At 63.9% G+C, this 19609-nt stretch carries 22 protein-coding genes; 14 read left to right on the top strand and 8 right to left on the bottom strand.

Annotated features, from left to right (window positions below; genetic code table 11):
* The first annotated feature begins 12 nt into the window (after positions 1-12).
* The 4 genes from DSM104635_RS04825 to DSM104635_RS04810 all read left to right on the top strand — a co-directional run bounded on the left by DSM104635_RS04825 (position 13) and on the right by DSM104635_RS04810 (position 3857).
* Positions 13-408, top strand: coding sequence for a VOC family protein (locus DSM104635_RS04825; protein ID WP_158765117.1), 396 nt, complete (start codon positions 13-15; stop codon positions 406-408).
* On the top strand, positions 401-1618 hold the full coding sequence (locus DSM104635_RS04820; RefSeq protein ID WP_158765116.1) for a BaiN/RdsA family NAD(P)/FAD-dependent oxidoreductase: 1218 nt from the start codon (positions 401-403) through the stop codon (positions 1616-1618). The genes DSM104635_RS04825 and DSM104635_RS04820 overlap by 8 nt, the downstream gene beginning before the upstream one ends.
* A 17-nt stretch (positions 1619-1635) precedes the next feature.
* Positions 1636-2421, top strand: coding sequence for an inositol monophosphatase family protein (locus tag DSM104635_RS04815; protein ID WP_158765115.1), 786 nt, complete (start codon positions 1636-1638; stop codon positions 2419-2421).
* A 65-nt stretch (positions 2422-2486) separates the two neighbouring features.
* Positions 2487-3857 carry an MFS transporter gene (locus DSM104635_RS04810; protein WP_158765114.1) on the top strand — a complete coding sequence of 457 codons (1371 nt, stop codon included), beginning with the start codon at positions 2487-2489 and terminating at the stop codon, positions 3855-3857.
* On the opposite strand, the gene DSM104635_RS04805 is transcribed toward DSM104635_RS04810, so the two are convergent.
* The 4 genes from DSM104635_RS04805 to motA all read right to left on the bottom strand — a co-directional run bounded on the left by DSM104635_RS04805 (position 3785) and on the right by motA (position 7837).
* Positions 3785-4558, bottom strand: coding sequence for a WecB/TagA/CpsF family glycosyltransferase (locus DSM104635_RS04805; protein WP_158765113.1), 774 nt, complete (start codon positions 4556-4558; stop codon positions 3785-3787). The two genes, DSM104635_RS04810 and DSM104635_RS04805, sit on opposite strands and share 73 nt — an antisense overlap.
* A gap of 22 nt (positions 4559-4580) precedes the next feature.
* Positions 4581-6548: an FAD-dependent 5-carboxymethylaminomethyl-2-thiouridine(34) oxidoreductase MnmC1 gene (gene mnmC1, locus DSM104635_RS04800; protein ID WP_158765112.1), complete on the bottom strand. Its 1968-nt coding sequence runs from the start codon at positions 6546-6548 to the stop codon at positions 4581-4583.
* Positions 6549-6620: 72 nt separating this feature from the next.
* The gene (locus DSM104635_RS04795) at positions 6621-6836 is read right to left on the bottom strand and encodes a hypothetical protein (RefSeq protein WP_158765111.1); all 216 of its coding nucleotides are present in this window, start codon (positions 6834-6836) and stop codon (positions 6621-6623) included.
* 134 nt (positions 6837-6970) lie between these two features.
* Positions 6971-7837, bottom strand: coding sequence for a flagellar motor stator protein MotA (motA, locus tag DSM104635_RS04790; protein ID WP_158765110.1), 867 nt, complete (start codon positions 7835-7837; stop codon positions 6971-6973).
* 155 nt (positions 7838-7992) lie between these two features.
* Between motA and DSM104635_RS04785 the strand changes: the two genes are divergently transcribed.
* Positions 7993-9291: an MFS transporter gene (locus tag DSM104635_RS04785; RefSeq protein WP_158765109.1), complete on the top strand. Its 1299-nt coding sequence runs from the start codon at positions 7993-7995 to the stop codon at positions 9289-9291.
* Here DSM104635_RS04785 and DSM104635_RS04780 read toward each other — a convergent pair.
* Positions 9288-10754 carry a lytic murein transglycosylase gene (locus DSM104635_RS04780; protein ID WP_158765108.1) on the bottom strand — a complete coding sequence of 489 codons (1467 nt, stop codon included), beginning with the start codon at positions 10752-10754 and terminating at the stop codon, positions 9288-9290. The genes DSM104635_RS04785 and DSM104635_RS04780 overlap by 4 nt on opposite strands.
* Positions 10755-10902: 148 nt before the next feature.
* Here DSM104635_RS04780 and ykgO point away from each other — a divergent pair, with 148 nt between their 5' ends.
* The 7 genes from ykgO (at position 10903) to DSM104635_RS04745 (ending at position 14480) form a co-directional block, all read left to right on the top strand.
* Positions 10903-11028 carry a type B 50S ribosomal protein L36 gene (gene ykgO, locus DSM104635_RS04775; protein WP_158765107.1) on the top strand — a complete coding sequence of 42 codons (126 nt, stop codon included), beginning with the start codon at positions 10903-10905 and terminating at the stop codon, positions 11026-11028.
* An 87-nt stretch (positions 11029-11115) separates the two neighbouring features.
* On the top strand, positions 11116-11673 hold the full coding sequence (locus DSM104635_RS04770; RefSeq protein ID WP_158765106.1) for a tetratricopeptide repeat protein: 558 nt from the start codon (positions 11116-11118) through the stop codon (positions 11671-11673).
* Positions 11670-12635, top strand: coding sequence for an alpha/beta fold hydrolase (locus DSM104635_RS04765; protein ID WP_158765105.1), 966 nt, complete (start codon positions 11670-11672; stop codon positions 12633-12635). Before DSM104635_RS04770 ends, DSM104635_RS04765 begins: the two co-directional genes overlap by 4 nt.
* Before the next feature lie 42 nt (positions 12636-12677).
* Positions 12678-12956 (top strand): DUF2312 domain-containing protein, encoded by a 279-nt coding sequence (locus tag DSM104635_RS04760; RefSeq protein WP_158765104.1) that lies wholly within the window; start codon positions 12678-12680, stop codon positions 12954-12956.
* A 146-nt stretch (positions 12957-13102) separates the two neighbouring features.
* Positions 13103-13477 (top strand): hypothetical protein, encoded by a 375-nt coding sequence (locus DSM104635_RS04755; protein ID WP_158765103.1) that lies wholly within the window; start codon positions 13103-13105, stop codon positions 13475-13477.
* Positions 13478-13507: 30 nt separating this feature from the next.
* Complete coding sequence (locus DSM104635_RS04750) at positions 13508-14008, top strand: hypothetical protein (protein WP_158765102.1); 501 nt, start codon at positions 13508-13510, stop codon at positions 14006-14008.
* A 28-nt stretch (positions 14009-14036) separates the two neighbouring features.
* Positions 14037-14480 (top strand): hypothetical protein, encoded by a 444-nt coding sequence (locus tag DSM104635_RS04745; RefSeq protein WP_158765101.1) that lies wholly within the window; start codon positions 14037-14039, stop codon positions 14478-14480.
* Here DSM104635_RS04745 and DSM104635_RS04740 read toward each other — a convergent pair.
* A complete protein-coding gene (locus tag DSM104635_RS04740; RefSeq protein ID WP_158765100.1) occupies positions 14477-14752 on the bottom strand; it encodes a DUF1294 domain-containing protein in 276 nt (91 codons plus the stop codon). The genes DSM104635_RS04745 and DSM104635_RS04740 overlap by 4 nt on opposite strands.
* Before the next feature lie 11 nt (positions 14753-14763).
* Positions 14764-16260, bottom strand: a complete 1497-nt coding sequence (locus DSM104635_RS04735) for a sigma-54-dependent transcriptional regulator (protein ID WP_158765099.1) — start codon at positions 16258-16260, stop codon at positions 14764-14766.
* A gap of 166 nt (positions 16261-16426) precedes the next feature.
* Here DSM104635_RS04735 and DSM104635_RS04730 point away from each other — a divergent pair, with 166 nt between their 5' ends.
* Positions 16427-17764 carry an ABC1 kinase family protein gene (locus tag DSM104635_RS04730; protein WP_158765098.1) on the top strand — a complete coding sequence of 446 codons (1338 nt, stop codon included), beginning with the start codon at positions 16427-16429 and terminating at the stop codon, positions 17762-17764.
* Here the strand turns inward: DSM104635_RS04730 and DSM104635_RS04725 are convergent.
* Positions 17754-18242: a hypothetical protein gene (locus DSM104635_RS04725; RefSeq protein WP_158765097.1), complete on the bottom strand. Its 489-nt coding sequence runs from the start codon at positions 18240-18242 to the stop codon at positions 17754-17756. The genes DSM104635_RS04730 and DSM104635_RS04725 overlap by 11 nt on opposite strands.
* A gap of 152 nt (positions 18243-18394) precedes the next feature.
* On the opposite strand from DSM104635_RS04725, the gene DSM104635_RS04720 reads away from it, so the two are divergent.
* Positions 18395-19609: a cation:proton antiporter gene (locus DSM104635_RS04720; RefSeq protein WP_158765096.1), complete on the top strand. Its 1215-nt coding sequence runs from the start codon at positions 18395-18397 to the stop codon at positions 19607-19609.

The raw sequence follows: 19609 nt of genomic DNA, 5'->3' as shown, positions 1-19609 counted from the left end.
GGGAGTTCGCGCATGAGCATCGATCACGTATCCGTCGGCGTCAGTAACATGAAGCGTTCGAAGGATTTCTATGACGCCGTGTTGGCGCCGCTGGGCATGACGGCGGTGATGCCGGTTGAGTTTGGCGGACAATTGGTTGGCGTCGGTTACGGCGAAAAATTTCCGAATTTCTGGATCCAGCTGCCAATCAACGGCCAGGCCGCGAGCATGGGCAACGGCGTGCATATCGCGTTCAACGCTAAGACGCGAGAAGCGGTGGATGCATTCTATCTTGCGGCGCTTGAGCAAGGCGGCATCGAGGACGGCAAGCCGGGATTGAGAACGGAATATCATCCGGACTATTACGGCGCGTTCGTCCGCGATCCGGACGGCAACAAGATCGAGGCGTGCAGCCACTTGCATGAGTGATGCGCCGGTTGCTGTTATCGGCGCTGGACCGGCCGGGCTGATCGCGGCTGAAACGCTGAGCGCAGGTGGCGCGCGCGTTGTCGTGTACGAGCGCATGCCGAGCGTTGGCCGTAAGCTGCTGATGGCGGGTCGCGGTGGACTTAATCTCACGCACTCCGAACCGACGGAGCGGTTCATGGCTCGCTATGGCGCGGCGCGAGCGCGGCTTGAGCCGATGCTGTCCGCGTTTGCGCCGAGTGATCTGATCGCGTGGGCCGAAGGCCTGGGACAAGAGACGTTTGTTGGCTCCAGTGGGCGTGTGTTTCCGAAAGCGATGAAGGCCTCACCGCTACTGCGCGCTTGGCTGGCGCGGCTGGCGGCGCAGGGCGTGACGATCCGGACGCGGATGCAGTGGCTGGGTTGGGATGATAGCGGCGCGCTGTTGTTTCAGCGCGAGGACGGTGCGCACGAAACGATCGCGGCGGAGGCGGCGCTCCTCGCGCTTGGCGGCGCGAGTTGGCCGAAGCTTGGATCGGATGGCGGATGGGTTGGCGCGCTTGCCGCGAACGGCGTCGAGATCGCGCCGCTGAAGCCGGCGAATGTCGGATTTGAGATTGCTTGGAGCGAACATTTCCGCACCCGCTTCGCGGGCCAGCCGCTCAAGGGCGTCGCTGTTCGCCACTACTCTCGTGGCGTGCGTAGCGAAGCCGTAATCACGGAATACGGCATCGAAGGCAGCGCGATCTACGCGCTTTCCTCGGACCTCCGCGAAACAGCGCCAACGATCATTCGTATCGATTTGCGCCCTGACCTTCGCTACAGCGAGGTTGAAGCCAAGCTTGCGCGCGCAAAGGCCGGCGACTCTCTTTCTTCAACGCTGCGCAAGACGTTGGGGCTCGCGCCGGTCTCAATCGGCCTCTTGCACGAAGGCGGTCCGCCACCGCGCGAACCAAAGGCTCTCACCGCCCTCATCAAGGCCGTCCACATTAGCGTGATTGCACCGCGCGGACTGGATCGAGCCATTTCCACGGCGGGCGGCGTGTCGTGGAATGCAGTGGATGAGAGCCTGCAACTCCGCGCCGTTCCCGGAACCTACGTCGCCGGCGAAATGCTGGACTGGGAAGCGCCTACTGGGGGCTATTTGCTGCAAGGCTGCTTTGCTAGCGGCGTTTGGGCCGCGCGCGCCATCTTGCAGCAGGCGTCCGGCCTTGAAGCGCCTCGCTCGCGCTGATAGCACCCACGCCTCTCATGGCGCAGACCTCCCCTCTCCTCAACGTGATGATCGCCGCCGCGCGCAAAGCGGGGCGTGCTTTGGCGCGCGATTTCGGCGAGGTCGAGAACCTGCAGGTCTCGCGCAAAGGGCCGAGCGATTTCGTGTCGTCGGCGGATCTGAAAGCCGAGAAGACGCTGTTCGAAGAACTCTCCAAGGCGCGGCCGGGCTATGGCTTCGTGATGGAGGAGCGCGGCGCCGTTGAAGGCACCGACAAAACCAATCGCTGGCTGGTCGATCCGCTCGATGGCACGACGAATTTTCTGCACGGCCTTCCGCACTTCGCGATCTCGATCGGACTCGAGCGCGAAGGCGTGCTGATTGCTGGCGTGGTCTACAATGTGGTGCGCGACGAGTTGTTCTGGGCTGAGAAGGGTCAGGGCGCGTATCTGAACGACAAGCGTTTACGCGTCGCGGCGCGCGCCGACATGCGCGATGCGCTGTTTGCCACGGGCACACCATTTCACGGCAAGCCGGGGCACGAGACGTCGCTGAAGGAAATCGAAAGCGTCATCGGCAGGAGCGCCGGCATTCGGCGCTGGGGCGCGGCGGCGCTTGATCTCGCTTACGTCGCGGCGGGGCGCGTCGACGGCTATTGGGAACGCGGGCTCAACGTGTGGGACATCGCGGCGGGCGCCGTGCTGGTGCGCGAAGCTGGCGGCACGGTTGCGGAACTCGATGGCGGCGACTTCATGAAGTCGGGCGCTATCGTTGCGTCAAACGCAAACCTGATGCCTCAGTTTACGAGGGCGCTGCATCCTTGATCGCCGCGCGCCGCTCGTAGAGAGTGGCGCGAAGACGCCTCCGCGCGGTGGGCGCGGGAGGACGCGTGGCTGAAGCCAAGAAGCGATCGAACTGGGAGATCGGGGCGTTCGCCGCGCCGGCCGCGCCGCTGCTGGCGCTCTCGCTGCCGACGATCATTTTTCTGCCGCCTTACTTCGCGTCGCACTTGGGCATTCCGCTGGCCGCGGTGTCGGCGATCTTTCTCGGCGCGCGCGTGTTCGATCTGCTGATCGATCCATGGATGGGCGGCCTGCAGGACCGTACCGAATCCTCATTCGGACGCCGCCGCTTTTGGCTCGCGTTAATGTGCGTGCCGCTCATGGCAATGATCTGGTGGGTGTTTCTTGGGCTGCCGCCCGGCGCGAGCGTGCCTGTCGGCGGGGTCACGATCTTTCTGCTCTACTTTGTTGGCGCGGCGATGATCATCGCGCACCTGAGTTGGGCCGGCGAACTCATCCCGACTTATCACGGGCGCACGCATGTGCTCGGCATGGTGCAAACCGCGAGCATGGTTGGCCAAGTGCTGATGCTGGTGATCGCCGGCGTCGTGGCGCAGCAGAGCGCGGACGGCAGTAACACCAACGCCGTGCATGCAATGGGTTGGACGTTGCTGTTCTTGCTTCCCGCGACGACGTTGCTGGCGCTCATGGTGCGCGAAGAGCGGCGCCCGCCGCAGCCGCATCTTTCGCTTGAGCAATCGCTGCGCGTGTTGCTGCAGAACAAGACGGCACAGCGCGTGCTGCTGCCGGATTTGTTGCTTGGTGTAGCGCAGGGCGTCTCGGGCGGGTTGTTCCTATTCTATTTCCAGATGGTGCTGGGCTTCGAACGCGAGTCTCAATCGCTCTTAGCAATATATTTTATGGCTGGACTTCTCGGCGTGCCAATTTGGTGGATCGCGGCGCGCAAGTTCGGCAAGGATCGCGCGTTGCAGGGCGCGCTGATCTACACGGCAGTGACGACGCTTCCGCTTCTGATCCTGCCGCCTGGGAATTTCGCCGTCGTCGGGCCCTACATGGCCGTTGCCGGGTTGGCGCAAGGCGGCGGCGTTCTGTTGACGCGGGCGCTGATGGCCGATGTCGTTGACGAAGACGAACTTGCCTGCGGCGCGCGGCGCTCGGGGCTTTATTTCGGATTGCTGCTGACGACGTCGAAGCTCGGCATCGCGGCGGGGCCGATCACGTACGCGATCTTGGGCCTTGTGGGCTTTAGTGCGGTGGACGGCTCGGTGAACTCAACGGCCGCGCTCAATACGCTCGCCGCGCTGTTCATCGGCGTGCCGATTGTGTTGTGTTTGCTGTCGATGTGGTCGTTGCAGAATTATCCGCTCGACGAAGCGCGGCAGCGTCAGTTGGCCGAAGCGATCGACGCGCGCCACGCGGCGAACAGCGAGAACACTTTGGGGCCGTCGACCAAATAGCGCTTCCAGAGGCGCTGCGGTTCGCTCAGCAAACGATGCAGCCATTCGAGCCCCGCGCTGCGCATCCAGGCGGGCGCGCGCTGCGTTTGGCCGGAGAGGAAATCGAGCGCCGCGCCGACGCAGAGCCCTACCCCGCGCGCGTCGCCGCGTTGAGCGATGGCGTAGGCGATCATTTCTTGTTGCGGGGCGCCGACGCAGATGAAGGTAAACCGCGACGGTTGGGCGGCTGCGAAGGCGGCGGCGCGGACGATGGCCTCTGGCTTTTGCTTCAGGCCCATCGGGGCGCGGTACCAGCGGACGTCGGTGAAATAATAGCGGCGCTTTAGTTCGGCGATGGAAGCTTCGTCGCCGCCAATAATCGTAATCGGCTCGCGGCGATCGATGACGTCGTCGAATAGGCGCTCGGCCAGATCGGCGCCGGTGGCGACCGGGAGATCGATGCCGGCGTGGACGCCGAGTTTGCGCAGGATGCGGCTGTCATTGAGCAGCAACCATGCGGATTCATAAAGCGGACGACGGCCGGGTTCATTGGAGAGGCCGACGACGTGATCCACGTTTGGTGTCGCGACATAGGCGAACGCGGCGTTCGGAATGCTGGCGCGCGCGGCCACCGCATCGACAGCAGTGTCGAGCGTCAGCGCGCTGAAATTGAGATTGAGGAAGCTCACGCCGTGAGCGCGAGAAACGCCATCGAAAGCCATGACCGGTAACCCAAACGCGAATTTAACGCCGTTTGAGCGACCTATGCAGGAAGCGCGCCGGATGAACGGCATCGAGCGCCGCCTGCGATAAGGGCATGGGTTCGTTGCAAATTTCCGAGGCGAGGCGTTCTGCAAGCAACGGCGCTAGCGTTAAGCCGCGCGCGCCCAAACCGCCGATAACGTAAACGCCGCGATGTGCGGGTGGCGGCGCGGTTGTGGTTATCGCGCGGCCGTGCGCGAGGTCCGCGTATTGCACGAGCCAGGCTTCGGCATCTGGCAGAAGGCCAACGATCGGCGCGCGATCTGGCGTGGTTGCGCGCAATGCAGCGCGCGAGCGCAGCGTGGCAGCGTGAACGCTGGCCGCGATGGCCGGCGCGAGGTGCGACAGCGCTTCCAGATTTCGCGCGCGCGACTTCGTGCTCGGTTCGGGCGCCGTCGGATCTTCGGCGCGATCGAAAGTGGCGCCGAAAAGGATCCCTCTGTTGAACGGCGCGACGTAGGCGCCGTCGGTGATGGCGTGCGGCGGGCCCGTCCCCTCGCCCCACTCGATCTGGCCACGCGAGAGCGTGATGGGCAGGAAGCTCGCTGGCGCGAATTGTTTGAGCGCGGGGCCGCAGGCCAGGATGACGGCGTCGGCTTTGAGCAAAGCGCGGCCATCTGGCGCGCGGAGGATCCAAGCGTCACCGGAACGCTCGATCGTCGTGACTGGCGCTTCCAGCTGAAGCTCAGCGCCGCGCAGCATTGCGGCGATCGCAGCTTGCGGGTCGACGAGGCCGGCGCGGGGGTGGAGCGCGCCATTGGCGTGCGGCGCGAACCAGTCGCTAGGCAGGGACGGATCGTTGAGGAGATCGGCGAGCGCGCCTTCGGCGTCGGCGCGTTGTTCGACGCCGCATGGGGTGAAGACGCCGAGGCGTTCGTAAGCAGCGATCGCGCTCAAGTACGCCGCCAGGAAGAGTTCGGCGAGCGGACCGCCGCCGCGATCAAGGCGCGGCATGACGAGGCCAGCGGGGTTGCCACTGGCGCCGTCGCCGAGCGTGGGGGCCGCGTCGAGGACGATGGCTTCGACGCCGCGACGGGTCAGCGCTTCGGCGCAGGCCGCGCCGGCGATGCCCGCGCCGAGGATGGCGACGCGGGCGGGATTGGCTGGGGCGTAGGGGTAGAGCGACGCCTGGACTCGATCTGGCGCCTGCTCGTCTGAACGCCCCTCACCCGCCTGCGCGGCCGAAGCCGCTTCGGCGTGGCGAAGGCCCGGCCGCTGCGCGGCCACCCTCTCCGCAAGGGAGAGGGTTGGTTTGAGCGTGGCTTCCAACCTTTCGCGCTTGGCGCCGAAGCCGGGTTTCTTCTCCACAGCGAAGCCTGCCGATTCGAGGCGACGTCGGACGGCGCCGGCGACGGTGAAGGTTGCCAGACGCGCGCCTGGGTTTGAGAGGCGGCCAACGTGGCGGACGATTGCTTCGCTCCACATCGCTTGATTGCGAGCGGGAGCGAAGCCGTCGAGGAACCAGGCATCGAAGCGGCCGTGGAGGCCGGCCAGGATCGTTTCGGCTTCGCCGGTGAAGACGGTGAGCGCAAAGCCGTCCTCGGGAAACCAGAGCCGCTGCGGCGCGTAGGCGCGGACGGGCCACCGCTCGAGCAGTGCCGTGGCTAGGGCCGCGACCTCAGGAAAATGCGCCAACGACCTGGCCGCATCCTCCCTTGCTAAGGGGAATGCCTCGATGGTCGAGATATGCAAAATCGCATGAGGTAGTCGCGTCTTTTTCCAGGCGCGCCAGGCCGCCAAGACGTTCAAACCAGTGCCGAATCCGAGTTCGGCGATGGCGAAACGATCCTTGCATTTCCAGGCGTCTGGCAGGCCGCAGCCAGCCAGGAACACCGCTTCAGCTTCGGCGAGGCCGCCAGCCTTCGAAAAGTAAACGTCGTTGAACGCTGCGGCCGTCGGCACGCCCTCTTCGGACCAGGCCAGCTCCGGCGATGGCGGTAGGCGCGTCATGGCTGCAGACTAACGCAAATGGGCCGCCCTTTCGGGCGGCCCATCGCTAGTACTACGTCCGTCCGTAATAAATTACGGAGTGGCCGGAGCGGCGCCTTCAGCCGGCGCAGCAGCCGGATCAGCCGGAGCAGCGGCCGGATCGGCCGGAGCTTCAGCCGGAGCAGCTTCCGGAGCAGCTTCTTCAACAGCAGCCGGCTCTTCCACGGTCGTCGTTTGGCCACAGGCCGCGACGCCGAAGGCGAGAACGGCAGCGGCAGCAGCGGCCATGCCCAATTTGAACTTCGTCATAGGTTCTACCCCTCGTCTCAACGCCGGGGTCTGCCCCCAACGCGGAAGCGGACTCAATGCCAAGGATTAATCATGATGGCAAGCGGCACGCGCGGACAAGGCTATGCATATCTGCATAGCGCAGAGTCAGGGCATCAAGCCTCGACCGCTGCCGCCAGCGACTCTTCGAGCTGTGCGAAGCTCGGTTGCATCGTCGACGGCACGGAGCCGCGACCGATCTCTACTGAAACTTGCGCCGCGTTGCCGTGCAAGTGCGCAACAAGCACATCACGAATGATTTTGTAGAACTGAGCATCGTGCTCGATCACGCTATTAAGGCGCGACGCGATCGGGCCGACGATGCCGTAGGCGAGAAACACGCCCAAGAACGTTCCGACCAGCGCCTTGCCGATCATGAGGCCCAAGATTTCCGGCGGCTCGTTGATCGCGCCCATCGTCTTCACAATGCCGAGCACGGCCGCGACGATGCCAAGCGCCGGCAGACCGTCCGCCATGCCTTGCAGCGCATGCGCGGGGTGCAAGCTTTCGTGGTGATGTTTCTCGATCTGCTTTTCCATCGCGTCCTCGACCTGGTGCGGGTCGTCGAGGTTCATGGTCATCATGCGCAGCGTGTCGCAGATGAAATCGACCACGAAGTGGTCTTTGCAGAGCTTGGGGTACTTTTGAAAGATCGCGCTCTCGCTGGGTTTTTCGATGTGCGCTTCAAGCGCGACGATACCCTTGGTCTTCATCAGCTTGGTGAGCTGGAAGAGCAGCGCGAGCAGATCGGAATAATCCTTCTTGCCCCATTTGGGACCGGCCATGACCTTGCTGACGCCGCCGCCGACGCTCTTGAGGCCGTGCATGTCGTTGGAAATGATGAGCGCGCCCAAGGCCGCGCCGCCGATCATCATGAACTCCATCGGCGCGGCTTCGATCAGCACTTCGAAGTGGCCGCCGGCGAGCATAAAGCCGCCGAACACCATGCCGAACACAACTACGAGACCGATAATGGGAAACATGGATAACGCGCGTTTACCGTGAGAGCCGCTGAACCTTCGGCTTATGCCCGAGCGCGCTTAACGCGCCGTTGCGGTTACCGAGAAACTTCCAGTTTCCTTCTCGTCAACCGCTTGGAGCGGGCTCGGTGCGGGCGTAAGCCCAAGCGCAATTCCTAATGCCGGATTCACAACCTCCCCTGCCGCACGCCGAAGCGGCCGCGAACGCACCGATTGGGCGCAACAGGCAATTCCGGTTGCTGTTCGTCTGCCTGCTGGTGATCGGCGCCGGCAATTCGATGCTGCTGGCGGTCGCGCCGCCCTTGGTGCGTCAGCTCAACCTGGCGGATTCCAGCGTCGGCTGGATCTTCTCGCTCTCGGCGCTGCTGTGGGTGTTTGCCAGCCCCTATTGGGGCCGCCTATCCGATCGCATCGGGCGCAAGCCGGTCGCCGCGCTTGGTCTTGCTGCTTACGCGGTGTCGATGGCGTCGTTTGGCGCCGTGGTGCTGTTGGGGCTGAACAACGTCCTCGTGGGTATGGGGCTATTCGTTGCGTTGATGCTCGCGCGCTCGATCTTCGGCGCGTTCGGTTCGGCTTCGAGCCCCGCGGCGCAGGCTTACATCGCCGACCGCACAACGGTGTTCGAGCGCACGGAGCAATTGGCGGGACTGACCTCTGCGTTCGCTCTGGGCCAAGCGTTCGGACCGGCGATCTGCGCGGCGCTAGCGGCGTGGGTTGGCTTGGTGTTTCCGATATGGCTGATCGCTTTGCTCGCGGCGGGCGCGGCGTTTTCAATTTGGCGTTATCTGCCAGAGAACACGCCGCCGAAGGTCGAGCGGCCGCGCGGCGAATGGCGCGCATCGCTTGCGCTCATGAACGACAGGCGGCTTTCGGCCTATTTGCTCTACGGCTTTGCACTGTCGGTGGTCGCGGGCGTGACGGTGCAAGTGTTTGGGCTGTTCACGATGGACCGGCTCGGCGTCGAAGGCAGCCGCGGCGCGGAGCTGACGGCGGCAGGCTTCATGGTCAATGCGCTGGCGCTCCTGGCGACGCAGCTTGCGGTGTTGCCGCGACTGCAGATGGGACCGCGTTCGCTGATGGCATGGGGCGCGGGATTGCTGGCGCTTGGCGTCGGGATTCAAATCGTAGCGCCGAGCTTGGGCGCGCTTTTGGTTGCACAAGCGGTGCAAGGCCTGGGCGCCGGTTTGGCGCGACCGGGCTTTACCGGCGGCGCTTCGGTTGCGGTGAAGTCGCATGAGCAAGGCGCGGCGGCAGGGTTGGTGGTGGCGACCAACGGCGCGGGCTTTGTGTTTTCGCCGCTGATCGGGGGCGTCGCTTACGAACGCTTCGGCATGAACGTGCCGCTGCTGATCGCCGTGGGCATACTCATCGGGATGACGGTGTTTGCGCTCATGAGCCGCCGGCTGCGCAACGTCGTCGTGGACGGGCCGCAGCCGACCGATCCTACAAATCCCTAGCCTGCGGCAGCGCGCGCCGCTTCGAGCACAACGTCTGTCGCCCGGCCCCGCACTTCCATACCGCGGGCGCGTTCGAAATCGCGGATTGCGTCGCGGGTGCGGCCGCCAATGACGCCGTCAGCGCGGCCGGCGCTGTAGCCGAGACGATTGAGCAGGCGCTGCAGTTCGCGAATGCCGGCGCGCTGCAGGCCGCGCGGTTCGCGCGCTGGTTCTGGCGTGACTCCAGCGCGGACGCGGATCTGATCCAGCAAGGCGGCAGTGGGGAATCCGTCGGCGGCCAAGCTCTGGTCGCCTTGGAATTGGCGGACAGCGCCGCGCGTCTTGGTGCCGAACAGGCCATCTGGCGAACCGGCGTCGTAGCCGAGGCCGTTCAGCAAGGTTTGCAATTCCAGAGTTTGTTCGCGGTTGAGCGAACCGGCGTGCGTCGGCCAGCTCGCAGCGAGCGAACCGCTGCCGCCATCGAACGTTCGGGCGAGCAGCGCCACGACCAACGCGTAGCGGTCGGAATTATTGTAGCGGCGGATCACTCCGAAATTGTGGTGCAGCAACAGCGCCGGTCCTTCAGCGCCGGCGGGCAGGAAGAGTTGCGCTTGAAGATTGCGCTCGCTGCCGGGCCAGGCGCCGCCACTGACGCGCATGACGCCGCGTTCGCTCCAATCGGCGACGCTGCGCAGCGTGCTGTCGGCGAGCGCGTAGTTGAAGTTGGACGGCAGGCGCACTTCATCGAACACCGGCTCGTCGCGGCGCCATCCGCGGTCTTGCAGGTAATTTCCGATCGACGCTGCGGTGTCGCCGCGATTGGTCCAGATGTCGCGATGGCCGTCATTGTCCCAATCGACGGCGGTGGTGAGATAGACGTCCGGCATGAATTGCGGCTGGCCAAGCGCGCCAGCCCATGACGAGCGAAGTTGTTGCTGATCGGCCAAACCGCGCTCGACCATCTCGGCGAGCGCGATCAAATAGTTCTCAAACTGCTGCCGACGGCGGCCTTCGTAGGCCAGCGTCGCAAGCGCTGCGGCGGCGTCGTAGTTCAGAGCGGCTTCGCCGTAGTTCGACTCCAACCCCCAAATGCCGAGAATGATGCCAGTGGGCACGCCATAGCGTTGCTCGACATCGCGGAGCGTGCCGCCGATTTCCGACTGGAGCGCCCGGCCATCATCGATGCGGCGTGTGGTCACGCGATTGTTCACGTAGTCCCAGACGGGAGAAACGAATTCGGGCTGACGCTGGTCGAGTTCGATCACCCGCTCGTCCGGGGTGATCCCGGAAAGGAGGCGCGCCAGGACGGCCGGATCCCGGCCCCGCTCGACGGCCCGGCGGGCGAAATCGTCGCGCCATTCGTCAAAAGCCTGGTTCCCGGAGGATTGAAAGCTTGGCGGCTGGCGGGACTGGGCCACCACGGAGGTCGGCCCGCAGGCGATCGCCAGCGAGATCGCCGCCGCCAAAACCAATCCCCGCGCCATCTGGTACCCCTTCATCATAGCCCCTAACGCCTCTAGTTTGCGTCGGGGGCCGTCGGCAACGTCCCCACGTTGGTCTGCGGGCCTTGTTGACTTGCAGGATGCGGGCCTCTATCCACCCCGCTTCCATTTCGCCCCGGAAATCTCGGCCATGAAAGTCAAGTCGTCGCTCAAGTCGCTCAAGGCCCGTCACCGGGACTGCCGAGTCGTGCGCCGCAAGGGCCGGGTCTACGTGATCAATAAAACCGATCCGCGTTATAAGGCCAAGCAGGGCTGAATTAGGCCCTATTTCGAGCCCACAGGCGCCGTAGCACCCTCGCTGGTACCGTGAAAATCAGGTAAGATGAGCGCGACTGAATCGCGAATGCGCCGCTTTGTTCTAGCTCTCGCCGCTGCCTTAACGCTCGCCGCTTGCGGGGCGAACGACCGCGCCATGCGCGCCAATCCCGAATTGGACGAATTGTTCGCGCAGCTTGGGGCAGCGCCTGACGCGGCAGTAGCAGCGCCGGTCGAACAGGCGATCTGGGTGGAATGGTCCGACAGCGGCTCGCCGACGGTCAATGTGCTGCTGGAGCGCGCGACCGCGGCTGAGACCGCCGGCGACGCTGAACTGGCTGGGCGCTTTTTGGATCAGGCCAGCGATCTGGCGCCGGAGTATGCCGAGCCGTGGAACCGCCGCGCGAACTTGGCCTACCGGGCCGAGGACTATCGCGGCGCCATCGCCGCGATCCAGGAAACGCTGAAGCGTGAGCCGCGCCACTTTGGGGCGCTGGCTGGCTTGGGTCTCATCTACGAAGAACTCGGCCAACAGCGGGCGGCGCTTGAAGCGTTTCGCGCGGCGCTGGCGATCCATCCGCACTACGAGACCGCGCTGCAAGGCGTGCGGCGTCTCGAACCCCGCGTCGACGGCCGCGACGCATGATCCTTTGGCTTGTTGCGATCGCAGCTGCGGTCGCGCTGGCGGGTTATCTGCTCGCCGCGAACGCGCGCGCCTATACCCGGCGCGTTGAAGCGCAGTTTCCGCCGACGGGGCGGTTTATCGATGCTGATGGCGTCCGAGTGCACGTGCGCGAAGCGGGGCTGGAAGGCTTGCCGCGCGTTCTGCTGATCCATGGCGCGAGCAGCAATTTGCTCGAACTTTGGGGGCCACTGGCCGATGAGCTTTCGCCGCTGCATCGCGTGATTGCGTACGATCGGCCGGGCTTGGGTTATTCAGGACGTGCGAAGCGCGGCGCACATTTGATGGCGTCGCAGGCGAAGATCGCGGCGCATGTGTTGGAGCAAACCGGCAAAGGTGCTGCGCTTGTTGTCGCGCACTCGCTCGGTTCTAGCGTTGCGCTTCGGCTTGCGCTCGACTTTCCACATCTCGTGTCGGGGCTCGTGCTGATCGCACCGGCAAGCCATCCCTACCCTGGCAAGCCGGCGTGGTGGGCGCGGCTTTCGGCGACGCCGGTGCTGGGCGGGTTGTTCACGGGATTGCTCGTGCCGTGGATCGCGCCGGCGCGCAGTGCGGCGAGCGTCGCCAATAATTTTTGGCCGGCGCCTGTGCCGGTGAATTATCTCGAACACGGCGCGGTGCCGCTGTTCTTCCGCCCAAACGCGTTTCGCGCCAACGGCTACGACGTATGCGCGAGCAGTGCCGAGTTCGGCGCGCAGCAGCCGCGCTACGCCGAGTTATACACACCCGCGGTCATCGTCACCGCCGAGAAGGATCGCATCGTTTCGCCAAAGCGCCACGCTCGCGCCTTGGCGAGCGATTTGCCGGCGGCGGAACTCGTGATTGCGCCGGACACGGGGCATATGCCGCACCGGCTGAGGACAGATCTCGTTCTCGCGGCGATTCGGCGTGTCAACGAGATGACGGCGGCGCGCGTCGAGGGCTAACGTTCATCAACGATTCGATTCTCGAAACGAAGGTTGAGGACCATGCCGGATTTTGGTGGGACGGATACGGTTGCCCCGCAATCGCTGACGCAAAGCGCGCAGGAAAAACTGCGCCAGCTCGTCGCGCGGATTGAGAAGCTCGAAGAAGAGAAGAAATCGATCTCCGACGACATCAAGGAGACTTACGCCGAAGCCAAAGGCACCGGCTTCGACAGCAAGGTGCTCCGCCAAGTCGTGCGCTACCGCAAGCAGGACCGCACCGAGCGCGAAGAGCAGGAAACCGTGCGCGACTTGTACCTGCACGCCCTCGGCGAGATATAGCGGCTAACCCCCTCCGTCATCCCGGACGCGCGGAGCGCGATCCGGGACCCAGGGGCAGACAAACAGCTCTACGATCCCCTGGGTCCCGGCTCTCCCTTCGGTCGGCCGGGATGACGAGCCTGTTTGCATTGGTTACAGATTGATCGATGGGGCGCGACGTCGATCCCAAGCAGACCCGGAAGGCGCTGCGCATTGTGCGCGAGCTGGCCGCCAAGAGCGCTGCGCCCGAGACCATTGATCCCGAGACCGGCGAAGTGAAGCCGGGCGAAGGCGTTGTCGACTATTCGCAGTGGGAGAACGAGTTTCTCACCGAGGTCGACAAGCGGCTGGAGAAGTACGGTTCGGCGTTCAACGATTTGGGCAAGGGCCGCAAGGAAGACGCGCTCTCGATGCTTCAAACCGTGAAGCTGAAAGAGATTGCCGCGAAGGCGCGCGGCAAGAAGCGCAAAGGGATGACCACGAAGAAGCCGTTGGGCTGGAAGAACCGCCCGCCGCCATCATCGCGGGATCGTGACGAGTGATGTGCCGCCAAGAGCGTTACGGTGGCCTCGATGTTTGATCGTCGGACGATCGTTCCTTTCTGCGTCGCGGCCTGTACCTGCAACGCCCTGTTTGCGGGAACGGCCGGCTACGACTTTTCGCAGGACTTCTCCCCTGTCACCAGCCTAACTCAATGGCTCAATCCGATCGCCCTTGTGTGCGGCGCTCTCGCTTCGGTAATCGCCCTTGCATTGGCGATCGCGCTTGTGGAAGCGAGCCACGGCCCGGCTCGGGTTCAGGCGAAGAGCGCTGTTGCGCTCCTGCTTCTCAGTCCGTTCGCTTGGTGGACGCTCGTTTGGCCGGCCATGTTAAACACCACGTGCATCGGGCGCGGCTGCTACGGCGCGGAAGCGACGGCGTTCCGACGCTCCCTTCTGCTCGATATCGACCAAGCTCAGTTCGCGATCGCGATCATCGCGTGTGTCGCCTTGTTCATGGCAATTCGTTCAGCACGCGCGCCAATGCGCGTGTATGCCAGCGGAACGCGGCAATCGCGCAATCGTGAGGAGTAAGCCGCGCACGCGGTGCTAAAGTTTGGGGATGCTGGCAAGCATCGCAAAACCTGTGTTCGTCACGGCCTGCGCCTGCAATTTGGCGTTTTCGGTCATCGGTATCTACGGCTTCGAGAGCCACCGCCCCGCCTCATTCTTTGTTGCGAACTTAGGCGGCGGGCTCGCGTTTGCAGTCGCTGCTGCACTTGCGTTCTTGCTCCTCAGAGAGTCTCCCAGTATGGACCGCCCCTGGATCAAGGCGGCGCTGGTGTTCTTGGTGCTAGGTCCGCTGGCGTTTTGGGGGCTGCAGATGCCAGCCGCCGCCGAAGCGATCTGCATCGATCAATGCCACGGCGCAGATAGCGCCACGATCCAAGCGCGGGCGGTCGCCGATATTGTCCAGAGTCAGATCGCAATGATCGTTGTTGCGCTGGCTGCTACGTTCTGCGCAGCGCGCGCGATGGCGGCCATGCTGGACGACCTCGCCGTCTAAGCGGCGATCCAATCGAACCTGATCAGCACGATCGCCGCCAAAATATTGATCACCGCTGCGCACCAAAGCAGCAGCCGGAATGGCTGTTTCTGCGTTTTGTGGCGGAAGACTTGTTGGCCGGTCAGCGCACCGAGCGCGCCACCGAGCAGTGCGAGCGCGATGAGCGTGCGCTCAGCGATACGCGAGCCGTGGTGGATCGACTGGCGCTTGTCCCAACCGAACGCGAGAAAGGCGATGACGTTGATGCCGGCCCAAGCAAGCAGCAACGTCATCGTTTGATCCTTTAGCCTTCCGCGACTGCCCGTTCTTCTAGGCCGTATTCGCGGAGCTTGCGATAGAGCGTCGAGCGGCCAATGCCGAGGCGACGGGCGACTTCCGACATGTGGCCGGCATAGTGATCGATCGCGAGTTCGATCAGATCGCGTTCGATCTGTTCGAGTTGGCGCAGATGGCCTTCGCTGTCGAACACCGCGACCAGCTGCGGCGTCACGTCGCCAGCAGTCGCAACCGCCGCGCCGAACGCGGCTTGCGACAGCATGACGTGGTGATCGTTGGCCGCGACCGGCGTTTCAGCGGGATGCGAGTCATTTGCGGCCATCAGCGGCTTCAGGCCGGAGATTTGCGGGAAGTCTTCCGGCTGCAGCACGTCGCCTTCGCAGAGGATGACGGCTCGGAAGACGCTGTTCTCAAGTTGGCGGACGTTGCCCGGCCAATCGAAGTCCATCAGCAGCTGCATAGCCGCTTCCGAAGCGCCGCGCACGTTGCGGCCCTCTTCCGCGTTGAAGCGGGCGACAAAACGGGTGACGAGCGTCGGCACGTCTTCGCGGCGGTCGCGCAGCGGCGGCGCTTCGATGGGGAACACGTTCAACCGGTAATAGAGATCTTCGCGGAAGCGGCCGTCGGCGACCAGCTTGGCCAGATCCTTGTTGGTGGCGCTGACGATGCGAACATCGACCTTCACCGGGCGCTTCGAACCGACCGGATCGACTTCGCCTTCTTGAAGCACGCGCAGCAGCTTCACCTGCATATCGATCGGCAATTCGCCGACTTCGTCCAGGAACAGCGTGCCGCCATTGGCTTCAACGAACTTGCCGGCGTGATTGTCAGTCGCGCCCGTGAAGGAGCCCTTGGTGTGGCCAAACAGAATGGACTCGACCAGATTTTCCGGGATCGCGCCGCAGTTCACGGTAACGAACGGGCGGCCAGCGCGCTCAGATGCGCCTTGAATACAGCGGGCCAGAACTTCCTTGCCGACGCCAGACTCACCAGTGATCAACACCGGGATGTTGGAGGCAGCCGCACGGCGACCCATGCGAACCACAGGGCCCATCACGGACGCGTTCGCAACCATATCGTCGAACGAGAGCTGGCCAGCGGCCTTCTTCTTCATCCGGCCGACTTCGGTTTTCAAATTCGACATTTCGAGCGCGTTGCGGATCGAAACGAGGATGCGCTCGGGCGATGCGGGCTTCACGAAGAAGTCGCAGGCGCCGGCCTGCATGGCTTGCACAACTGTGTCGATGCCGCCCGATGCCGTCAGCACGATGCACGGCAGATCGCCGCGGCGCATGCGGATTTCCTTCAAGGCCTCTTGGCCGCTCATGCCCGGCATGACGAGATCGAGCAGAACCGCATCGATGTCGGCGTGCGTATCGACGGCAGCTACGGCTTGTGAGCCGTTTTCAGCCGCGCGTGTCAGGAAACCGTTGCGCTCTACAGCCGCCTGCAACAGACGGCGCTGCGCCGGATCGTCATCGACGATCAGGATCGTCTTACCCATGGTACCCACCAATTCTTTGGCCGCGTTTCTCTAACGGAAACGCTGGTCATGGGCGGACCATACGGATCAGGAGTTCAGGTCGCGTTAAAATGGCACAGCAGAATGCGATTATCGTAAGCCTATCTTCGCTCTATCTAAACGCTGTGTTCACCACGTCCCTTCCCGCATGAGCGATCCGAAGGATCCAGAGCGCAACCGCATCACCGCGCGGATCGGGCGTGTGGCGAGCGTCGGCGCGAATATGTCGGGCGCCGTTGGCGCGCGGATGATGGGCGGCGATTCCGCGGCGCTGGCCAAGGCGTTGCGGCAGGCGTTGGGGCGCTCCAAAGGGCCGCTGATGAAAGTGGCGCAACTGCTTTCGACGATCCCGGATTTGTTGCCCGAAGCGTACGCGAAAGAATTTCGTACTTTGCAGGCGCACGCGCCAGCGATGGGCTGGCCGTTTGTGCAGCGCCGCATGCGTGCCGAGCTTGGTCAAGATTGGGAAACCAAGGTCAGATCGTTTGAGCGCGAAGCGGCGGCGGCGGCGTCGCTGGGACAAGTGCATCGCGCCGTAGCACACGATGGCCGCGCGCTTGCGTGCAAGCTGCAGTACCCGGACATGGCGAGCGCGGTGGAGGCTGATCTTGGTCAGCTCCGCACGCTGCTTGGTCTGTTCAAGAGCATGGATGGCTCGATCGATTCATCGGAGGCGGTGATCGAGGTCGGTGAGCGACTCCGCGAAGAGCTCGATTACGCGCGCGAGCTGAAGCAAATGCGGTTGTTCGCGCTCATGCTGGCGGATGAGCCGCGCATCGGTGTGCCCGAGCCGTTGGAAGAGCTCTCAACGAAACGGCTTCTGACGATGACGTGGCTTGAGGGCCGCGGGCTGATGCATTGGCTGGAAGAGCCGCAAGAGCTTCGCAACCGGATCGCGGAGCTTTTGTTCAAAGCCTGGTGGGGACCGATGACGCATTACGGCGTCATCCACGGCGATCCACATTTGGGTAACTACGCGCTGACGGAAAACGCCGAGCGGCTACAACTGCTCGACTTCGGCTGCGTGCGCATTTTCCCGCCGCGCTTTCTCGAAGGTGTTGTCGGGCTGTGGCGTGGCCTCAGGGCCGGCGACATGGGTCAGATCGCGTACTCCTATGAGATCTGGGGCTTCAAGAACCTCAATGCAGAGCTGATCGAGGCGCTGACGATGTGGGCGCGCTTTATCTACGGCCCCCTGCTCGACGATCGTGTCCGCACCATCGCCGACGACGTGCCGCCGGCTGAGTATGGGCGGCGAGAGGCGTTTGAGGTGCGCAAGCGCCTCAAGACGCTCGGTCCCGTGCTGATCCCGCGCGAGTTCGTCTTCATGGACCGCGCCGCGATTGGGCTCGGCGCGGCATTCCTTCACCTACGCGCGGAACTGAACTTCGGACACATGTTTGCCGAAAGCGTTGAAGGCTTTTCGCCGGATACATTGGCTCGGCGGCAGACGGAGGCGTTGGCCTCAGTCGGCCTCAGCCCATGATCTGCGTGATGCCGAGATAGCCGGCGGCAGCGCACACGATCGCGGCTTCGCCGCTAGCGCGGTACACGGTGTTCTGTGCGCCGCTCCAGCAGGAAGCCAACAACGTCAGTGAACCCATCGCGGCAAGCGGCGCGGTCCAGAACATCAGCGCTGACATCGGGAAGAAGAGCGCGGCCACCGGCCAAGCCAGCATCGACGCGACCACCATGCTCGCCGCGGCGGCGCAGCCGAAGGCCCGTCGCTCGAGCGCATCGCGCACGGTGGCAACGGAAAGATAGAGTGCAAACAAGAACAACGGCGCGCCGAGCGCGATTGGCCACACACCGATGCGGCCGAGCGCCAGCGCGCCCGTCAAACCGGCCAGCAAGCCGAGTGCTGCGCCGCCCATCAACACCACGAGCCGCTCGCCGCGGCGGAAATCGCCCGGTTCACGTGGAATCGCTATGGCGTTACCAAAAACCGCATAATCGTTAGTCATTTCGTTTCAGCCCTCGAATCCCATCTGTGGCGAGAACGGGGCAGCGCGGCATTCTGTTCCGCACGTTGAAAAACTTGGCCGTTCGCCTTGCGCGCGAGCGCGCCGGTGTGCGTTATGGGTCACACACGTTTTGAGGAGGCGGCGCGACAAGCATGGAGCAGCACGGACTGATCACGACCCTGGTGGCCGCGATAGTGCTTGCGTTCGTGTTCGGCTTTGTCGCCCAGCGGTTGCGGTTCTCGCCCATCGTTGGCTATTTGTTCGCGGGCTTCATCGTTGGCCCGTTCTCACCAGGCTTCACCGCTGACGTCGAATTGGCGCTGCAGCTTTCCGAGATCGGCGTGATCCTGCTGATGTTCGGGGTGGGGCTGAAAATCTCACTGGATGACATCTGGTCTGTCCGTTGGGTCGCGGTGCCTGGATCGTTGCTTCAAACCGTTTTGGTTGGCGCGATGGGCGCGGGCGTTGGGTTGGCGTTCGCGATGCCGTTGACCGAGGCGATCCTGCTCGGGCTCGCCATGTCGATCGCCAGTACGGTCGTGTTTCTCCGCGTGCTGGAAGACCGCCGGCTGATGAAGACGGAGGAAGGCCGGATCAGCGTGTCTTGGCTGCTGGTCGAAGACATCATCATCATTCTGGCAATCGTTTTGCTGCCTGCCCTGGTCACGGCGACGTCGGGCCAAGGCGCGAGCGTCTCGCCGCTGAGCATCGCAATCGCTCTGGGGATCACGCTCGCCAAGATCGCGGGCTTCGTGGCGCTGATGCTGATCGTGGGCGGACGCTTCTTTCCGTGGCTGATTGTCCAGATCGCGCACACCAAGTCGCGCGAGCTGCTCTCGCTTGGCACCCTAGCGCTGGCGTTGGGCGTCGCCGGCGCAGCCTATTTCTGGTTCGACGCCAGCTTCGCACTCGGCGCCTTCCTGGGCGGGCTTGCCCTCAACGGGAGCAAGTTCAGCCACAAGGTGGCCGAGGATTCGCTGCCGCTCCGAGACACGTTCGCGGTGCTGTTCTTCGTCGCCGTTGGAATGCTGCTTGATCCGAGCGTATTGCTACGTGAGCCATTGGCGATCGCCGCGCTGGTCGCTGTCATCGTGATCGGCAAAGCCGTGCTGGCGTATGTGCCGATGCGGATGCTCGGCCAGGGCCGCGCGTCGAGCTTGCTGATCGCGTTTGGCACCGCACAGATCGGCGAATTCTCGTTCGTGTTGGCGGGGCTGGGCCGGCAATTCAACGTCATGACGGCGGAGACCTACAATCTCATCCTCGGCGCGGCGATGATTTCGATCGCGATCAATCCGTTCCTGATGCGCTTTGTGCCGGAAACGCAGCACAAGCTTGAAGCGAAGCCAGAACCGGCGCTGGCGTAA

The organism is Terricaulis silvestris, assembly GCF_009792355.1.
GTDB classification, from domain to species: domain Bacteria; phylum Pseudomonadota; class Alphaproteobacteria; order Caulobacterales; family Aquidulcibacteraceae; genus Vitreimonas; species Vitreimonas silvestris.
The sequence above is the reverse complement of the archived record's forward strand: the minus strand, read 5'-3'. Positions and strand labels throughout refer to the sequence as shown.

Bases quoted from the DNA above. Each gene is read 5' to 3' on its own strand.
- DSM104635_RS04825 (WP_158765117.1), top strand. From the start codon at position 13: ATGAGCATCGATCACGTATCCGTCGGCGTCAGTAACATGAAGCGTTCG.
- DSM104635_RS04820 (WP_158765116.1), top strand. From the start codon at position 401: ATGAGTGATGCGCCGGTTGCTGTTATCGGCGCTGGACCGGCCGGGCTG.
- DSM104635_RS04815 (WP_158765115.1), top strand. From the start codon at position 1,636: ATGGCGCAGACCTCCCCTCTCCTCAACGTGATGATCGCCGCCGCGCGC.
- DSM104635_RS04805 (WP_158765113.1), bottom strand. From the start codon at position 4,558: ATGGCTTTCGATGGCGTTTCTCGCGCTCACGGCGTGAGCTTCCTCAAT.
- mnmC1 (WP_158765112.1), bottom strand. From the start codon at position 6,548: ATGACGCGCCTACCGCCATCGCCGGAGCTGGCCTGGTCCGAAGAGGGC.
- DSM104635_RS04795 (WP_158765111.1), bottom strand. From the start codon at position 6,836: ATGACGAAGTTCAAATTGGGCATGGCCGCTGCTGCCGCTGCCGTTCTC.
- motA (WP_158765110.1), bottom strand. From the start codon at position 7,837: ATGTTTCCCATTATCGGTCTCGTAGTTGTGTTCGGCATGGTGTTCGGC.
- DSM104635_RS04785 (WP_158765109.1), top strand. From the start codon at position 7,993: ATGCCGGATTCACAACCTCCCCTGCCGCACGCCGAAGCGGCCGCGAAC.
- DSM104635_RS04780 (WP_158765108.1), bottom strand. From the start codon at position 10,754: ATGGCGCGGGGATTGGTTTTGGCGGCGGCGATCTCGCTGGCGATCGCC.
- ykgO (WP_158765107.1), top strand. From the start codon at position 10,903: ATGAAAGTCAAGTCGTCGCTCAAGTCGCTCAAGGCCCGTCACCGGGAC.
- DSM104635_RS04770 (WP_158765106.1), top strand. From the start codon at position 11,116: ATGCGCCGCTTTGTTCTAGCTCTCGCCGCTGCCTTAACGCTCGCCGCT.
- DSM104635_RS04765 (WP_158765105.1), top strand. From the start codon at position 11,670: ATGATCCTTTGGCTTGTTGCGATCGCAGCTGCGGTCGCGCTGGCGGGT.
- DSM104635_RS04760 (WP_158765104.1), top strand. From the start codon at position 12,678: ATGCCGGATTTTGGTGGGACGGATACGGTTGCCCCGCAATCGCTGACG.
- DSM104635_RS04755 (WP_158765103.1), top strand. From the start codon at position 13,103: ATGGGGCGCGACGTCGATCCCAAGCAGACCCGGAAGGCGCTGCGCATT.
- DSM104635_RS04750 (WP_158765102.1), top strand. From the start codon at position 13,508: ATGTTTGATCGTCGGACGATCGTTCCTTTCTGCGTCGCGGCCTGTACC.
- DSM104635_RS04745 (WP_158765101.1), top strand. From the start codon at position 14,037: ATGCTGGCAAGCATCGCAAAACCTGTGTTCGTCACGGCCTGCGCCTGC.
- DSM104635_RS04740 (WP_158765100.1), bottom strand. From the start codon at position 14,752: ATGACGTTGCTGCTTGCTTGGGCCGGCATCAACGTCATCGCCTTTCTC.
- DSM104635_RS04735 (WP_158765099.1), bottom strand. From the start codon at position 16,260: ATGGGTAAGACGATCCTGATCGTCGATGACGATCCGGCGCAGCGCCGT.
- DSM104635_RS04730 (WP_158765098.1), top strand. From the start codon at position 16,427: ATGAGCGATCCGAAGGATCCAGAGCGCAACCGCATCACCGCGCGGATC.
- DSM104635_RS04725 (WP_158765097.1), bottom strand. From the start codon at position 18,242: ATGACTAACGATTATGCGGTTTTTGGTAACGCCATAGCGATTCCACGT.
- DSM104635_RS04720 (WP_158765096.1), top strand. From the start codon at position 18,395: ATGGAGCAGCACGGACTGATCACGACCCTGGTGGCCGCGATAGTGCTT.